Below are 16,227 nucleotides of genomic sequence, written 5' to 3' on the forward strand. Positions count from 1 at the left end.
AGGCGCATCCCGGGCCGGCCGGGATCGCCTCCGGACGAAACGCCGGGTGCGCGAAGAGACGTGATCGCGGGCAGCACTGCACCACGACACGGGCGGCAGCCATGTGGCACGAAATCACCCGGTTACGCAAGTCCAATACGCTGCGAAAACCGGCGCCCGGCGGGATCATTCCCGCCGGGCGCCGCGCGTCGGTTCAGGTGAAGGCATGGAGCGTGTAAGAGATGCCTGCGCTGTTCCAGCCGCCCTTGACGGTGATCTCCTTGCCCGAGATCTCGACCTGATCATAACCTGCGGACGAGATCGTCGAGACAGACATCGTGCGCCCGCGATCGCTCCCGGTCACAGCAACGACGGCCACGAATGCGGGCGCAAAGGTGAGGGACACCGTCTTCGACGTCTCTCCGTCACCATCATAGGCGGTCACCTGGCGGCTCGCATTTCCGACGGCCTGATTCCAGTTCGCTGCCGGCTGTTGCGCATCCATATATGCGGGGAGAAGGTTGTCCCGGACGACAAGACCGGCGGCGGCTGCCGTGCTGGTCGCGAAACCGATCAGCGGCTCGTTCCGCGCCATCGGCGCATTATCGACCGAGTTCTCCGAGACGATGAGACCGGTGACAGGGCCATTGACCCGGACCACATAGCGCGACGGTGGCGTGGGATCGGTCTCGGTATCGTTGTTGCTCAGGCAGACATCCTTCATGACATTACCCCGGAACAGGATGTTCCGGCAGGTTCCGCTCAGGGAGAGCACGTCCCGCACGATACGCTTGAAGTGGTTGCCCTCGATCGAGACGTTGCTCACGTTCGAGATCAGCACGCCGCCGAGGATCTCGCGGGTGTCGCCGGTCCCGGCCTCGGGCGTGCCGGCCGCGTTGTCCGTCATGCCGTAGAAGACGTTGCCGCCGATCCGGATGTTGTCACCGCCCGATATCGCGAACAGGAAATTCGGGGCGATCGAGTGGATCAGCAGGTTGTCCGTGAAGAGCGACTCGTTCGCCGCGCCCTCGAAGATCCGGCAATTGGTATCGATATAGTTCCCAGAGAACTGGATCCCGTGAATACGCGATGCGTTCCAGCCGATATTGCGGACGAGATAGCCGCCCGAACCCGCGTGAAAGCGGTTGTCGCGGATCATATAGGCCCGCATGCCCCCAGCCAGCTTGTTGTCGAAGTTCGGCCCGGGGTTGAAACGTGAGGGATCCAGCGGGTCGGCATCCGGTTCCTGTTCATCCGGCCAGTCGAGCTCGATCCCATGGGTGAACGAAACCAGATTGCACTGGGTGACGTTCAGCCCCCGGCCCTTGATCCGGATCAGCGTATTGGCCCGGCCGAGCACACAGGACGTGATCTTGAGATCGACATCGCCGTTGTTCTCACCGTCGGGCGTCACCAGATAGTCTTCCTCGGCGAAGATGACCACCGTGCCGCTTTCGTTCTGGTCGCGACCGATCATCACGAAGTTTTCGAGATTGACCGAATGTGCGCGGACATTCATCACGATGTCGGCCGTGCTGGTCGGCGCCATCTGGATGGACGCACGCGAGGTCGTCCCCGGCCCCGTCAAACCGAAGATGCGCTGGCCACGGGTGATCACGTCCACGGTATCGGTTACCAGATAGCGCGACACCAGCGCCACGTCTCGGCCGCTGTTCAGGGCCGCCTGGACAGCCGCGGTGTCATTGACACTGCCGTTACCCACAGCCCCGAAATCCTCGGGCGTCACGTATTCAGCGAGCTTGTTCGTGAGAGTCCGAGAGACTCCACCAAGATAGGGGGCGAGATAAGTCACATCATCTGAGGACGTCGGCATTTTCCGTCTCCGTTATCTACTGGGGAACAACGAACGCAACCGCATTCATCACCAGAGATACCGCAAAATATGCGGAGAAATGCCTGTAATGGTGCTGCAACAATGCGGCACATCTTGATGCCTTGACGTCAGACACTGGCTATTTATGCACCACCATCCGGCGAGCGGTATCGACGACTGGCTTTTCGATCAGTAGATGAAAAAAGACAGATCCGACGAGTGAGAGCACAGCCGCGGCCGTCAAAAACAGGGCGCCGCCAGCCGTTCCGCCGGGTGCGGCCTGCGGCCAGATGACCCGCAATACGCCGATCGCAAAATAATGGCACAGATAAAGGGCATAGGAGGCATCACCCAGAACGCGAAGCCATACGATCGGCCGGACATGCCCGCCCTTCTCCAGCATCACCGCCGCCAGCAGGATGACCGCTGCGGGAACCCCGGCGCTCAGCCACCGCCAGAGGTCATAGGTCGTCTGCGGCGCAGGTGTCATGAAAAGAGCAGCCGATCCCACCGCCAGCAGGGTCAGACCCGCCGGACGCGACAGCCGCATCCGGCCAAGGAAGGCGACCGCGACCACCATTCCCAGCACGAAGTCGAACAGGATCGGCGAGGTCCAGACCCGAAATGCCGCGACATCGGGACGACAGATGAGCCCCGTCGCCACCAGACCGGCCACAATGGTGACCATCGCCCCGACGCGGCGGGCGGGCAACACGGCCAGCACCAGAGCCAACAGCAGATAGAATTCAAGTTCGAGGTTCAGCGACCAGCCGAGCTGGAACAGCGGCAGGGCCGTGCCCGTCTCCGGATGCGTCCAGGGCAGGAAAGCGAAGGATGCCGCCACATGAGCGGCGTCCAGGCCCATCGTGTGGAAGATCGACGGTACCAGCATCGCGAGCGCCAGCACCGCCGCGGTCACGATCCAGTAAGGCGGGGCGACCCGGGTCAGCCGCCGCAGGAAGAAGTCACCCGGCCGTACGCCGTCCCGCGCCGTCATGCAGGTCATGATGAAGCCGCTGATCACGAAGAACAGGTCAACGCCCTTCTGCCCGTCCAGAAAGACGGGCAGGCCCCTGCCCTGCAGGTGTACGGCATAGCTGTGACTGGCATGGAGCAGCATGACCATCATGGCTGCCGCGATGCGCAGATACTGGACATGAAAGATGGTCGGCAGGCTGGTCATATCCGGATGCCCGCGGCGCGCCCGAAGACTGAAATCAGGGAAAGGATGGTGCGGGCGGTGGGACTCGAACCCACACACCTTCCGGCACGAGAACCTAAATCTCGCGCGTCTGCCAATTCCGCCACGCCCGCGAACCGGCGGTGGATATAGCACGCCGGCCCGCAGAGTTGCCAGTGGTCAAGACGTCCGGCCGGTGTGGAACCGTCTCTCAGTCAGCGCAGCAGCCCCCGCACGGCAGAGCCGGCCCGGACGTCATGCGTGCCGCCGGTATAGGCCTCGTGGTTGTCCTCGATCTCGCCACGCTTATAGAGATAGTTGACCATCATGCCGGCCGACTGACGGACCCCCTTGGTGCTGAGATCGGCCCGCCAGTTGATCCGCTCCACCCGCGCGCCATTGGACAGGTGGAAATGCGCCACGCCGTCCCGTGCCCGGCCGCGGGTCTTCTCCTGGGTGAGATAGCGAGCCGCCAGTCGCATCAGCGGTGCCTTCAAAGCCTCGGCAAGCTGAGGCTCGGCCGGCCAGTCGTGCTCCAGCGCGACCGCCAACGGATGACCCTCCGCTTCTCTGGGCAGGGCGGCCTTCAGCCTCGACCGTTCCGCCTCGGAGATGAGCCCCTCGCCGCCGGCCGCCAGGCACTCGTCCAGCCAGGCCCTGAAGCCGGGGATCGGCGACAGGGTCGCGAAAGTCTTGAGGTTGGGCAGATCATGGGACAGGTCCTCGACCACCCGCTTGATCAGGAAATTGCCGAAGCTGAAACCCGCCAGGCCCTTCTGGGCATTCGAAATCGAATAAAAGATTGCCGTGTCGGCGGCTTCCGGGTCGGCTGTCGGCGCCGCCTCGTCCAATAGGGTGTGAACATCGCCGGCCAAACCCTTGACCAGGGCCACTTCCACGAAGATCAGCGGCTCGCGCGGCATCTTCGGATGGAAGAAGGCATAGCAGCGCCGGTCGCTTTCCAGCCTGTTGCGCAGATCCGACCACGAACGGATCTCGTGCACCGCCTCGTATTCGATCAGCTTTTCGAGCAGGGCGGCAGGCGCATCCCAGGTGATCCGGGTCAGGTCCAGGAGGCCGATGTCGAACAGGCCCGACAGTACCTCGCGCAGTTCGTGCTCCATGCCCCGCGCGGCCGGGTCGGTGCGGGCCAGCGGCAGCAGGTCGGCGCGCAGGTCGACCAGGAACTTCACGCCCTGCGGCAGGCTGCTGAACTGGCGCAGCAACCGCGCCCGCGGGCTGACCAGCGTCGCCCGCAGCCGTTCCAGCGCGGCCACCCGCGCTGTCTGGTCTACCCCCGCTTCACGCACCGCCAGCATGGCCGCGTCCAGCTCTCCCGGCGGCACGTCGAATTCGTTGGCGAGCAGGCCCAGGAAGGCAGTCTTGCCTTTCGGGGCAAGCCCCAGATAGACCTGCCCCAGTTCGGCCGTGCGCGCCCGCGCCGACACCTCGCCGCCCACGGCATCAAGCGACTGACGGATCAGCGCCCGGATCCGGTCCAGATCCTCAGCCGGCAGGTCGGCGCGGATCGGCGCGCCGATGCGCGCCCGCGCCTGCTGCGACACCTCGCGCCACAGCCGGTTCAGCCGGTCCAGGGTCCGGTCGAAAAAGCCCGGACCCTCGGCACCGGCATCGGTCGCAGGGGGCGGCGTGACGGCAGCTTGGGCGGGAACGGGAAGTGTGGTCTGCAGGGTTGTCTGCACTGGCGTCACGGTGTCGGTCACGGCGGTCCTCCTTCGGCTCTTGCGGCCCTCCAGAGGATCAGGGGATGCGGACCTCCGCGTTCAAGTCTTGACATGCCCGCGAGTGGTGAAGCTTTCGTGGCATCTCAGCCGTCGAGCCCGAAGCCCAGCGGATCGAGGGTCGGGTCGGTGCCCGGCGCCACCGCATCCAGCACCGCAGGCAGGGCATCGGGCAGGTCCTCTGCGATCAGCCCGCGCGGCAGGCGGCGGGCCGCGGCGCCATGCAGCCAGACTGCCGCGGCCGCGGCCTCGAAGGCCGGCAGCCCCTGGGCCAGCAGACCACCCGTGATGCCGGCCAGCACATCCCCCGCCCCGGCGGTGGCAAGGCGCGCCGGCGCGTTGCCGTTGATCGCGATGCGGCCCGCCGCACCGCCAGGTGCCGCGATCACGCTGTCGGCCCCCTTCAGCACCACCACCGCCCCGGTACGGTCGGCGGCGATCCGGGCACGATCCAGCCGGCTGGCATCGGACAGGTCGGGAAAGATCCGGGCAAACTCACCGTCATGCGGCGTCAGCACCACCCGCGCCCCGTCGCCGGTCACTTCGCGGATCTGGTCGAACAGCAGGTCGGGCGTCGCCGCAAAGGCCGTCAGCGCATCGGCATCCAGTACCGCGGCCGGCAGCCGGGCCAGTGCCCTGCGCACCCAGTCGCGAGTCAGCGCATCCACCCCCTGCCCCGGCCCCAGCACGGCCGCCGCCACCTTGCGATCGCGGAGCAGCTGCTCGAAGGCTTCAGGGGTCGGCGCCACCCGGGTCATCACCGCAGGGTCGGCGCCGGCGTAGATGGAGAGCGCATCCGACAGGCAGGCGATCGTCACCAGCCCGGCCCCGGCCCGCAGCCCCGCCCGGGCCGCAAGCCGCGCTGCCCCCGCCGTCTCGGGCGGGCCGCCGGCCACCACCAGATGGCCGCGCCGGTATTTATGGTCCGAGGCGACGGGCGCGCCCAGGGCGTGGCGCCAGAGCGACGGCCGGTTGAGCATGGTCACCGGCGCAATCTCGCGCAGCACGCCGTCCTGGATGCCGATATCGGCGATCACCAGCCGGCCACGCAGGGCGCGGCCCGGCATCAGCCAATGGCCGGGCTTGGGCCGGAAGAACGACACGGTCAACATGGCGGGCGCCGCCATGCCCATCACCGCGCCGTCATCCCCCGACACGCCGCTCGGCACATCGACCGCGACCACCGCCGCCGGCGAGGCGGCGAGCGAGGCCAGAAGATCGGCCACCTCCCCCTCGATCGGCCGCGACAACCCGGCCCCGAACAGCGCATCGATCACCACCGGTGGCGCCGTCTCGTCGGGCGCGGCCGCAAAACGGGCAGCTGCCTCAGAAATCGGCAGCACGCTGCCCATCCACTGATCAGCGGCCAGACGGGCATCGCCCCGAAGCGCCCCGCGTGCCACCGTCGACGCCACCTCCACCGGCCAACCGGCCGTGGCGAGATGCCGGGCGGCCACCCAGCCATCGCCGCCGTTATTGCCGGGACCGGCCAGCACGAGAACACGCCTCGGTTGCGGTCCAAGGCCAGCCATCACCTCCTGCGCCACGGCTGCCCCGGCCGTTTCCATCAGCGTGATGCCGGCGGTGCCACCGACGATAGTGGCCTGGTCGGCGCGGCCCATCTCGGCACAGGTCAACAGCTCGTGGCTCATGGCTCGGGGGTCCTTCCGGCGATCGGCGACAGCCGCACGGACAAGGCCCGTACGGCACGCCCCGCATCTTCGACGTGCGGGCCGGCTTTGACAAGAATCCTGCCCCACACCTAAAGTTCGGAATGTCACACTGCCCGACATGGACCCCAATCACCCCCGGAGGCCCTGGAGACGATGGCGACCACACCGCCCTGGAGCGTGAAAGGCGTCGACCGAGACGCCCGCGACATCGCCAAACGCGCCGCCCAGGCGTCCGGGCAGACGCTCGGCATCTGGCTCGCCGAGGCGATCCGTGCCTTCGCCGAAGCCCAGGCCGTTCATGCCGCAGAGAGCACCAGTTGGGGGGATCCCGCCGCCCCGGCGCCGGCCGCCGCAGCGGCAGCACCGGTGGATGACGGCCGCATCGCCGAGATCGAAGAGCGGCTCGCCCGGCTGGAAGCGGCCCTGAACGAGCATCGCGAGCGGTCGGAACACGCCCTGGCCGATCTCGCCCGCGGTTTCGTCGCTCTGGCCGAGAAACGCAGCGCACCGCCTGCCGGCTGATCGCCGCCGTCATGCGCATCCTCTGCTGGAATCTGAAGCGCCCCGACGGCTGCCGCCTCAGAGGCATCGCCGAACGACTGCGGGATCTGGGGGTGGAGCTGCTGATGGCGCAGGAAACCCGGCCTGGGGACGGTCCGGCGCTCGGCCGGCTGCTGGGCGGAACGTCGGCCTTCACCGCCGCCTTCCCGCTCCGCCAGAGCGCTGAAGGCCATCTCCTCTGGCGGCGGCATGGTCCGGTGGGGCCGGTTCAGCCGTTGAGTATCGGTGGCTGGCCCTGGCCGCGCGTGGCGCAGCTTTTCCGCCTTGTGCCCGATGGGCCGGTCGCCGCCAATCTGCAGCTGTCCCATGGCCCCCTCGCCCGTCGGCGGGAGCTGGGTGTGGTGGCGGGCCACCGCCCTGCCCTGATCGCAGGCGACCTCAACTGGCCCGAAGCCCTGCGCCTGCCCGGGTGGCACGATGCCACCCCCATCGGTGGCAGCTTCCGCCTGGGTCCGCTCAGGCTTCGTCTCGACCGGGTGCTGGTTGCCGACACCCTGCCGCAGCCGTCGGTCCGCATCCTGCCGCATGACGGCCTCTCCGACCATGACGCCCTGCTGATCGACCTGCCCGTCTGAGCCGTGCGTCGTTCGGTGGCCGGCCGCCTGCCCCGAAAAGACGAAAGGCGCGGGCCCCAAGGGATCCGCGCCTTTCTCAAGTCTTTGTCCGGGCCTCGACCCCCACGCCGTTCTGAACGGCAAGAGGGGGAGTGGGGCGAGTGATGGGATTTGAACCCACGGCCTCCAGAGCCACAATCTGGCGCTCTAACCAACTGAGCTACACCCGCCACCGGAGTGCCGCTTCTCTAATACGCCAGCCCGTGGCGGGTCAAGCGGTTTGTGAAGCGGCGCCCTGAGTTTTTAGCTCAGGCGCTGCGGGCCTGCTGGAAGCCACCGGCGGCAAAGAAGCGCTCCAGCCGGGCAACCGCTTCTTCGAGAACGCTTTCCCGCTTGCAGAAGCAGAATCGGACGAAGTTGCGGATGTCGCCCGCCTGATAGAAGGCACTGAACGGCAGACAGGTCACCCCGGCCTCCACCGTCAGACGGCGGCTGAACTCCACGTCATCCATGTCGCCGACCAGCGGCCGGATATCGGCGCCGATGAAATAGGTGCCTTCCGCCGCCAGCACATCGAACCCCACCCGGCGCAGCCCGGCCGAGAGCAGATCGCGCTTGGCGGCGAGATCGGCCGCCAGACCGTCGAAATAGCTGCGGTCCATGGTCAGGCCATGGGCGACCGCCCGCTGGAGATTGGGGGCGGTGGTGAAAGTCAGGAACTGATGCGCCCGGCCGAGGGCGGCGGCGATCGGTGCGTCGGCGACCAGATAGCCGACCTTCCAGCCGGTGAGCGAAAAGGTCTTGCCGGCAGAGCCGACCCGGACGCTACGCTCGCGCATGCCCGGCAGGGTCATCATCGGCCGGTGGGCCCGACCGTCGAAAACCAGATGCTCGTGCACCTCGTCACAGACCACGACCGCGTTGTGCGCCTTGACCAGATCGGCCAGGAAGGTGAGGTCGTCGTCGCTGAACACCTTGCCGGTCGGGTTCATCGGCGAATTCATCAGCAGCATGCGGGTCTTGGGCCCGAAGGCGGCCGTCAGCGCCTCGCGCGGCAGTTGCCAGTGCGGCGGCTCCACCCGCACCAGCTTCGGCACCGCGCCCGCCAGCTGCACGATCGGGAGATAGCTGTCGTAGAGCGGCTCGATCAGCACGACCTCGTCGCCGGGGTTGAGCAGGCCCAGCAGGGCCGCCGCCAGGGCCTCGGTCGCCCCCGATGTCACGATCACCTCGCGCATCGGGTCCACCTCGATGCCGTAGAAGCGGTGGTCATGCTCGGCCACCGCCCGGCGCAGCTCAGGAATCCCCGCCATCGGCGGATACTGGTTGCCGCCGGCCATAAGGGCGTCGGCGGCGACGCGCCGCACCTCCTCGGGCCCTTCCCAGTCGGGGAAGCCCTGGCCGAGATTGACGGCCCCGTGCTCTTGCGCAAGCGCGCTCATCACGGTGAAGATGGTGGTGCCATAGCCGGAGAGGATCTGATTGGCGAACTGCACGGCCCGTTCCTGCTGATGCGCCGACCCGGATTTCTCAATCTCGGGTTGGGTTGAATAGAGATGAGGCCCGAGGATCGCAGAAGCCGAGCCATCCGACAAGGCGGCCGCACAGATGCTGGCCCGACTGCCTGTGTTTTGGGCAGCATCTGCCCGTGTTTTAGCCAAAGCCCATGGACCTCCGCGCGACGCCTGCGCCTCCGGCCGGGCTGGTCCGTGATGTACCAGTGACTTGCGGGGTTTGGCACGGCACGTGCAAACGTTGGTCGGCGTGGGTGGTGCGCGCCACCTGCCGGTGTACGGCTCGGGCGCGTCCAGCGCATGACCGGCACCCCCGCCCCAGGTCCCGCAGGTCCTGGCCGCCAGGATCGGCGACCGGATACAGGGGCCCGGATCTTCCGGTTCATGCGCGCGACTGACGAGAGTAGCCGCCGAGATGAAGAAGATCGAAGCCATCATCAAGCCCTTCAAGCTCGACGAGGTGAAGGAGGCGCTGCACGAGATCGGCCTTCAGGGCATGACCGTGACCGAAGCCAAGGGTTTCGGGCGCCAGAAGGGTCACACCGAGCTGTATCGTGGTGCCGAATACGTCGTCGACTTCCTGCCCAAGGTGAAGATCGAGATCGTGGTCGGCGACGCCCAGGTCGAGCGCGCGATCGAAGCCATCCAGCAGGCCGCTCATACCGGCCGGATCGGCGATGGCAAGATCTTCGTGACGCCGGTGGAAGATGCCATCCGCATCCGCACCGGTGAGCGCGGCAACGACGCCCTCTGACCGGTTCTGCGGGGTACCGGGCCTGTGCCGGACTGAGCGGCGCGGCCATGGCTGCCCTGCGACGAGATCGCCATTGATCCGCACCGCCGCCGGTGGTGCACTCACGAGACTGAAAAAGCTCGGCCCCGCCCCCGCAGACGCCTGACGGCGGGCCGACCGGTCGGTATGACGGATCATCCGGGGACACGGTGGTCCGCATGCCGCAGTCCAGGCAGGCCCGTCAACAGGCAGGCCAATCAACAGGCAGGATAGAAAATGTCGGACGCGAAGACTGTCCTTCAGCAGATCAAAGACAACGAAATCAAGTTCGTCGATTTCCGCTTCACCGACCCGCGCGGCAAGTGGCAGCACACCACCTACTTCGCCGAGGCGGTGGACGAGGGCACCTTCACTGACGGCGTGATGTTCGACGGTTCGTCGATCGCCGGCTGGAAGGCGATCAACGAGTCGGACATGATCCTGATGCCCGACTGCAGCAGCACCTTCGTTGATCCGTTCGCCGCCCAGCCGACCCTGGTCGTGGTCTGCGACGTGCTCGAGCCGTCGACCGGCCAGGGTTATGAGCGCGATCCGCGTTCGACCGCGCTGCGCGCCGAGGCGTACCTCAAGTACACCGGCGTCGGCGACACCGCCTTCTTCGGTCCCGAGCTGGAATTCTTCCTGTTCGACGACGTCCGCTTTAATGTCGGCATGTTCGGCGCCTCCTATTCGGTCGACGAACTGGAGCTGCCCTCGAACAGCGGCCGCGCCTATGACGAGGGCAACACCGGCCATCGTCCGAAGGTCAAGGGCGGCTACTTCCCCGTCGCGCCGGTCGACAGCATGTCGGACATCCGCGGCGAGATGCTGGAGCAGCTGAAGGCGGTCGGCATGACCCCGGTCCTGCACCACCACGAAGTGGCTCCGGCGCAGAACGAGCTGGGCACCGGCTTCGGCACCCTGACCGCCACCGCCGACGGCGTGCAGAAGTATAAGTACGTCGTCCACAACGTCGCCCATGCCTTCGGCAAGTCGGCCACCTTCATGCCGAAGCCGGTCTCGGGTGACAACGGTTCGGGCATGCACACCCACCAGTCGATCTGGAAGGATGGCAAGCCCCTCTTCGCCGGCTCGGGCTATGCCGACCTGTCGGAGATGTGCCTCTACTACATCGGCGGCATTATCAAGCACGCGAAGGCGCTGAACGCCTTCACGAACCCGTCGACCAACAGCTACAAGCGCCTGATCCCGGGCTTCGAGGCGCCGGTGCTGCTCGCCTATTCGGCGCGCAACCGTTCGGCTTCGATCCGCATCCCCTATGTCGCGAGCCCGAAGGGCAAGCGCATCGAGGTCCGCTTCCCGGATCCGACCGCGAACCCCTACCTCTCGTTCTCGGCGATGCTGATGGCCGGCCTCGACGGTATCGAGAACAAGATCCATCCCGGCGACGCGATGGACAAGAACCTCTACGACCTCCCGCCGGAGGAGCTGAAGGACGTCCCGACCGTCTGCGGCTCGCTGCGTGAGGCCCTGGCGTCTCTCGACGCCGACCGCGAGTTCCTCAAGAAGGGCGAGGTCTTCACCGACGCCCAGATCGATGCCTATATCGATCTGAAGATGGAGGAAGTCTACGAGTGGGAACACACCCCGCATCCGGTCGAGTTCCGGAACTACTATAGCGTGTGATCTCCAAGCGTTTGATCGCGCCGGGCTGGGTCGCGGATCGAGGAGCGGGGGCCTTCGTTTCGTGAACCACCGGTGACGGTCGACCGACGGGGCCGTCGTTTCCGCCTTCGGGTGGGGACGGCGGCCCCGGCGTTTTTAAGTGCGGCCATGGATGTCGGGTGTATCTGCCACGCCTTCAGCGGGGCGCGCCGCCCGTCCTGGCAAGCCAGATGCCACCGGCCAGGATGACCGCCCCACCCGCCAGCGCCGCGGGCCCGGGCACTTCGGCAAACAGCAGCCAGCCCAGGGCTGCGCTGAACACGATCCAGACATAGCGCACCGGGCCGAGCGTCGCGGCATCCGCCAGGCGATAGGCCTGGATGTTGCAGGTCTGGCCCAGGATCGCCGCCGGACCCAGGCATAAAAAGGCGGTCAGCATCCAGCCCGACATCGGCTGCCAGACCAGCAGCGCCGGCAGGGCCAGCAGCAGGCTACCGAACAGGTTCACGTAGAACAGCACCACCAGCCGGGTTTCCGAGCGCGCCAGCGTCTTGATCATGATGGCCTCGATCGCGATCAGCGCGGCACCGCCGAGCGCCACCAGGGCCGGCGCCGACATGGCCGGCGTGAAGCGCACCCCCTCTCCGCCGGCAAAGACCACGATCGCGGCGCCGCCCAGACACAGCGCCGCCGCTGCCCAGCGTGCCGGCCGCACCCGCTCTCCCAGCAGCGTCACCCCCAGCACCACCGTGAACAGCCCTTCCAGCAGACCGATCGCGGCGGCATTGGCAACCGGCATTGCGGTTGCGGCATGAATGGCCGCCATGCCGCCCAACCCGCCGCACCCGGCGCGAATGGCATGCAGGCCCGGCTGGCGTGTCGCCATCGACCGCCAGCGGCCACCGGCGGTGACGGCCACCACAACCGTCGCCAGCCCGCCCAGATAGCGCAGCCACATGATCTGCAACGCCGGGATCAGCCCGCCGGCAATCTTGCCCGACATGAAGATCAGGGCGAAGAGTCCCACCGCCGTCACGGCCCAGAGAATGCCCTGCGCCTCGACGCCGATCACGGGCGCCGCAGGTGCGGTCCGCCTGAGGGTTGCGCCGTCGTCACCATCGATCGACATGATGCCGCTCCATTCCACATCCGCCGCAACAGGCGGCTCGCCACGGAGCATCGGCCAGGGGTACCATATCGGTCCAATGCCGTTTTGACGGCACTTCATTCGTTTCTGATATGGATGACGGAAGAGCGGAGGGCCTCATGAAACTCGGCATGCGCCAGCTCGATGCCTTTCAGGCGGTGATGACGCTGGGCACCGTCACCTCAGCCGCGAATGTGCTCGCCACCTCGCAGCCGGCGGTCACCCGGTCGATCCGCCAGCTGGAAGATGCGACCGGTCTTCAGCTCTTCCGCCGCGTCCGCGGCCGGCTGGAACCCACGGCGGATGCTCGCGAGCTGATGGAGACGGTCCGGCAGAGCTATGCCGGGATCGACCGCATCGCCCAGGTCGCGAGCCAGCTGCGACGGCGCCATACCGGCCATCTTCGCGTCGGCTGCCTGCCCGCCTTCGCCCAGGGCTTCATCGCCCGGACCATCGCCGACTTCCTGGCCGACCATCCCAAAGCCAGCCTGTCGGTCACGCCGCTGATGTCGTCCGATGTGGTCCGCGCCACCCGCAGCCGCGAGGTCGATATCGGCATCGCCGCCTATGATATCGACGTCACCGGGCTCGACACCCGCCCGTTCACCGACTGCCCCGAGATCGCCGTGGTTCCGGCGGGCCATCCCCTCGCCGACCGTCAGGTCGTCGTCCCCGCAGATCTGGCCGGGCAGCCCCTGGTGATGCTGGGGGCGAGCGACCCTTACCGCCAGCGCCTCGATCGTCTTCTGGCCGGTGAGGGCGTGACACCGGCACGGCTGGTCGAAACGCCGACCAGTTCAGCGCTCTGCGCCATGGTCGTCGAAGGAGTCGGCGTCGGCGTGGTCAACCCGATCACCGCGCTGGATTTCATCGGGCAGGGTCTGGTCATGCTGCGCCTTGCGGCAGACCTGCCCTTCGTCACCACCCGGCTGCAGGTCACGACCGGCAGCGCCGACGCCCTGGCCGCGGCCTTCATTTCGGCCCTGGAGCTGCGACGGGACCGGGATCTCGCGGCGGTGGCGGCAGCGCTCAATCCGGCAGAGGCCGCGGCCGCCCCTCGGCATCGACCGCCACGAAGGTGAAGACCGCTTCGGTCACCAGCTCCTCGATCGGATCATCAAGCCCGGTGCGGCGGCGGGTCACCCAGGTTTCCAGATGCAGGCGGATCGAGCTGCGCCCCGTGCCGACGATCCGGCAATAGACGCTGACCAGGTCGCCGACCCGCACCGGCTTCAGAAAGCTCATGGCGTCCACGGCGGCGGTGACGACCCGGCCGCGGGCGCGTTGGCCCGCTGCGATGCCCCCGGCGATGTCCATCTGCGCCATCACCCAGCCGCCGAAGATGTCGCCGGCCGGGTTGGCGTCGGCCGGCATGGCGACGGTGCGCAGCTCCGCCGCGCCTTCCGGGCGGCGCGGCATGGTACCGGGCTCGTGGCTGCGGGTCATGGCGCAGGGCTCCCCTCATCGATGGGTGCAGGGCCGGACAGGCTGCAGCGCAACAGGGCCGATCCTCCGGGCTTCCGCCGGCCCGCGACGTGACATCGCCCGACCCGCGACGTAACATCGACTGTAGCCCTTGCCGGTGATCCGCGCGATTCCTATAATCCGCGCCATGTCAGATCTCTTCGAAAGCGACGCAGCCGGAACCGGCGGCACTGGGTATTCGGCGGCGGACATCGAGGTTCTCGAGGGTCTGGAGCCGGTGCGCCGCCGTCCCGGCATGTATATCGGCGGCACCGACGATCGTGCACTGCACCATCTCGCGGCCGAAATCCTCGACAATTCGATGGACGAGGCCGTCGCCGGCCACGCCACCCGGATCGAGGTCGGGCTCACCGCCGACAACACGCTGATGATCCGCGACAACGGTCGCGGCATCCCGGTGGACCCGCATCCGAAATACAAGGACAAGTCCGCGCTCGAGGTGGTGATGACCACCCTGCACGCCGGCGGCAAGTTCAACGGCAAGGTCTATGCGACTTCGGGCGGTCTGCACGGCGTCGGGATTTCGGTGGTCAACGCGCTGTCCGACCGGATGGTGATCGAGGTCGCGCGCGACCGGAAGCTCTGGGCGCAGGACTATTCCCGCGGGCGTCCGCAGGGGCCGCTGGTCCTGAAAGGGGCCGCACCCAATCGTCGCGGCACCACGGTCTGGTTCCATCCGGATGCCGAGATCTTCGGCGATCTGCGCTTCAAGCCCGCCACGCTTTACCGGCTGGTGCGTTCCAAAGCCTATCTGCATCGCGGTGTCGAAATCCGCTGGGCCTGCGATCCGGCGCTCCTTGCCGCCGATGGCGAGGTGCCGGCCGAAGAAACCCTGCACTTTCCGGGCGGTCTTGCCGATTTCATGGCGACGCTCGTCGACGGCCCGACCGTCACGCCCGAGGCCTTCACCGGCCTGGTGGAGAGTGAGGGTCAGGCGAAGATCGACTGGGCCATCACCTGGCCGCTCGAAGGCCAGGGCTTCACCTCCTGGTATTGCAACACCGTGCCGACCCCGCTCGGCGGCACACACGAACTCGGTCTTCGCTCGGCGCTCACCAAGGCGCTGCGTAGCTTTGCCGAGCTGTCGCAGAAACAGGCCCGCGCCGCCAAGCGCGCCCAGCAGATCACCGCCGACGATATCCTGGGTGGCGCAGTGGTCCTGCTCTCGGTCTTCATTCCCGATCCGCAGTTCCAGGGCCAGACCAAGGACCGCCTGACCTCGCCCCAGGCCTCGCGCCTGGTGGAGAATGCGATCCGCGACCGGTTCGAACACTGGCTGACCGCCAATCCGGCCGCCGCCAGCGACCTGCTCGCCTTCGTACTCGACCGGGCCGAGGAGCGCCTGCGCCGCAAGGAAGAAAAGACCGTCGGCCGCAAGACCGCCACCCGTCGGCTGCGCCTGCCGGGCAAGCTTGCCGACTGCACCCGCGACGAGGCCGACGGTACCGAGCTTTTCCTGGTCGAGGGCGACTCGGCCGGCGGCTCGGCCAAACAGGCCCGTAACCGCGATACCCAGGCAGTTCTGGCCCTGCGCGGGAAAATTCTGAACGTCGCCTCGGCCTCGCTCGACAAGCTCAAGGGCAACCAGGAAATCAACGACATCATCCTGGCGCTGGGCAGCGGCACCGGCCGGGACTTCAAGCTGGCGGACCTGCGTTACGAGCGCATCGTCATCATGACCGATGCCGATGTCGACGGCGCGCATATCGCCTCGCTGCTGATGACCTTCTTCTTCCGCCAGATGCCCGGGCTGATCGATTCCGGCCGGCTCTATCTGGCGGTGCCGCCGCTCTACCGCGTGGCACGCGGTGGTGATACCGCCTATGCCCGCGACGACGCCGACCTGAAGCATCTGCTCGCAACCCGCTTCAAGGGGGCCAAGACCGAGATCAGCCGCTTCAAGGGCCTCGGCGAAATGCCGGCACGGCAGTTGAAAGAGACCACCATGGCGCCCGAGACCCGCACCCTGCTTCGGGTCGGCATCGACCAGGGCAGCCGGATGCTGGTCGCGGAACGCGTCGAGACCCTGATGGGCAAGCGACCCGAGAAACGTTTCCAGTTCATTCAGGAAAACGCCCGCTTCGTCACGGAAGCGCTCGACGTCTGATCATCAAGGGGCGATGCTGGCGTTTCACACGACGTCCGCGTCAAACCAAGAGC

General features: G+C 67.2%; 13 protein-coding genes and 2 tRNA genes. 6 read left to right on the forward strand and 9 right to left on the reverse strand.

Annotated elements, in window-relative coordinates; genetic code table 11:
• Positions 1–193 precede the first annotated feature (193 nt).
• The 5 genes from TMO_RS09990 to TMO_RS10010 form a co-directional block, all read right to left on the reverse strand.
• Complete coding sequence (locus TMO_RS09990) at positions 194–1,813, reverse strand: hypothetical protein (RefSeq protein ID WP_014745501.1); 1,620 nt, start codon at positions 1,811–1,813, stop codon at positions 194–196.
• A gap of 139 nt (positions 1,814–1,952) precedes the next feature.
• Positions 1,953–2,996, reverse strand: a complete 1,044-nt coding sequence (locus TMO_RS30365; RefSeq protein WP_014745502.1) for an acyltransferase family protein — start codon at positions 2,994–2,996, stop codon at positions 1,953–1,955.
• A gap of 46 nt (positions 2,997–3,042) precedes the next feature.
• Positions 3,043–3,127: transfer RNA gene (locus TMO_RS10000), tRNA-Leu, on the reverse strand.
• Between the two features lie 81 nt (positions 3,128–3,208).
• A complete protein-coding gene (locus TMO_RS10005) occupies positions 3,209–4,717 on the reverse strand; it encodes a malonyl-CoA decarboxylase (RefSeq protein WP_014745503.1) in 1,509 nt (502 codons plus the stop codon).
• A 104-nt stretch (positions 4,718–4,821) separates the two neighbouring features.
• Positions 4,822–6,387 carry a bifunctional ADP-dependent NAD(P)H-hydrate dehydratase/NAD(P)H-hydrate epimerase gene (locus tag TMO_RS10010; protein ID WP_014745504.1) on the reverse strand — a complete coding sequence of 522 codons (1,566 nt, stop codon included), beginning with the start codon at positions 6,385–6,387 and terminating at the stop codon, positions 4,822–4,824.
• Between the two features lie 174 nt (positions 6,388–6,561).
• Between TMO_RS10010 and TMO_RS10015 the strand changes: the two genes are divergently transcribed.
• Positions 6,562–6,930, forward strand: coding sequence for a hypothetical protein (locus TMO_RS10015; RefSeq protein WP_014745505.1), 369 nt, complete (start codon positions 6,562–6,564; stop codon positions 6,928–6,930).
• Positions 6,931–6,941: 11 nt separating this feature from the next.
• The gene (locus tag TMO_RS10020; RefSeq protein ID WP_014745506.1) at positions 6,942–7,544 is read left to right on the forward strand and encodes an endonuclease/exonuclease/phosphatase family protein; all 603 of its coding nucleotides are present in this window, start codon (positions 6,942–6,944) and stop codon (positions 7,542–7,544) included.
• Positions 7,545–7,676: 132 nt separating this feature from the next.
• On the opposite strand, the gene TMO_RS10025 is transcribed toward TMO_RS10020, so the two are convergent.
• Both TMO_RS10025 and TMO_RS10030 read right to left on the reverse strand, forming a co-directional pair.
• A tRNA-His gene (locus tag TMO_RS10025) sits at positions 7,677–7,753 on the reverse strand.
• Positions 7,754–7,831: 78 nt separating this feature from the next.
• Positions 7,832–9,019: an aminotransferase gene (locus TMO_RS10030; protein WP_014745507.1), complete on the reverse strand. Its 1,188-nt coding sequence runs from the start codon at positions 9,017–9,019 to the stop codon at positions 7,832–7,834.
• Between the two features lie 433 nt (positions 9,020–9,452).
• Here TMO_RS10030 and TMO_RS10035 point away from each other — a divergent pair, with 433 nt between their 5' ends.
• Both TMO_RS10035 and glnA read left to right on the forward strand, forming a co-directional pair.
• Positions 9,453–9,791, forward strand: a complete 339-nt coding sequence (locus tag TMO_RS10035; protein WP_014745508.1) for a P-II family nitrogen regulator — start codon at positions 9,453–9,455, stop codon at positions 9,789–9,791.
• Between the two features lie 255 nt (positions 9,792–10,046).
• On the forward strand, positions 10,047–11,456 hold the full coding sequence (gene glnA / locus TMO_RS10040; RefSeq protein WP_014745509.1) for a type I glutamate--ammonia ligase: 1,410 nt from the start codon (positions 10,047–10,049) through the stop codon (positions 11,454–11,456).
• Between the two features lie 175 nt (positions 11,457–11,631).
• Here glnA and TMO_RS10045 read toward each other — a convergent pair whose 3' ends face one another.
• On the reverse strand, positions 11,632–12,564 hold the full coding sequence (locus TMO_RS10045) for a DMT family transporter (protein ID WP_014745510.1): 933 nt from the start codon (positions 12,562–12,564) through the stop codon (positions 11,632–11,634).
• A 137-nt stretch (positions 12,565–12,701) separates the two neighbouring features.
• Between TMO_RS10045 and TMO_RS10050 the strand changes: the two genes are divergently transcribed.
• The gene (locus tag TMO_RS10050; protein WP_014745511.1) at positions 12,702–13,664 is read left to right on the forward strand and encodes a LysR substrate-binding domain-containing protein; all 963 of its coding nucleotides are present in this window, start codon (positions 12,702–12,704) and stop codon (positions 13,662–13,664) included.
• On the opposite strand, the gene TMO_RS10055 is transcribed toward TMO_RS10050, so the two are convergent.
• Positions 13,612–14,028, reverse strand: coding sequence for an acyl-CoA thioesterase (locus TMO_RS10055; RefSeq protein WP_051045359.1), 417 nt, complete (start codon positions 14,026–14,028; stop codon positions 13,612–13,614). The genes TMO_RS10050 and TMO_RS10055 overlap by 53 nt on opposite strands.
• 166 nt (positions 14,029–14,194) lie before the next feature.
• Here TMO_RS10055 and parE point away from each other — a divergent pair, with 166 nt between their 5' ends.
• Positions 14,195–16,174, forward strand: coding sequence for a DNA topoisomerase IV subunit B (parE, locus tag TMO_RS10060; protein WP_014745512.1), 1,980 nt, complete (start codon positions 14,195–14,197; stop codon positions 16,172–16,174).
• Positions 16,175–16,227 lie beyond the last annotated feature (53 nt).

This window comes from Tistrella mobilis KA081020-065, assembly GCF_000264455.2.
Taxonomy (GTDB): domain Bacteria; phylum Pseudomonadota; class Alphaproteobacteria; order Tistrellales; family Tistrellaceae; genus Tistrella; species Tistrella mobilis.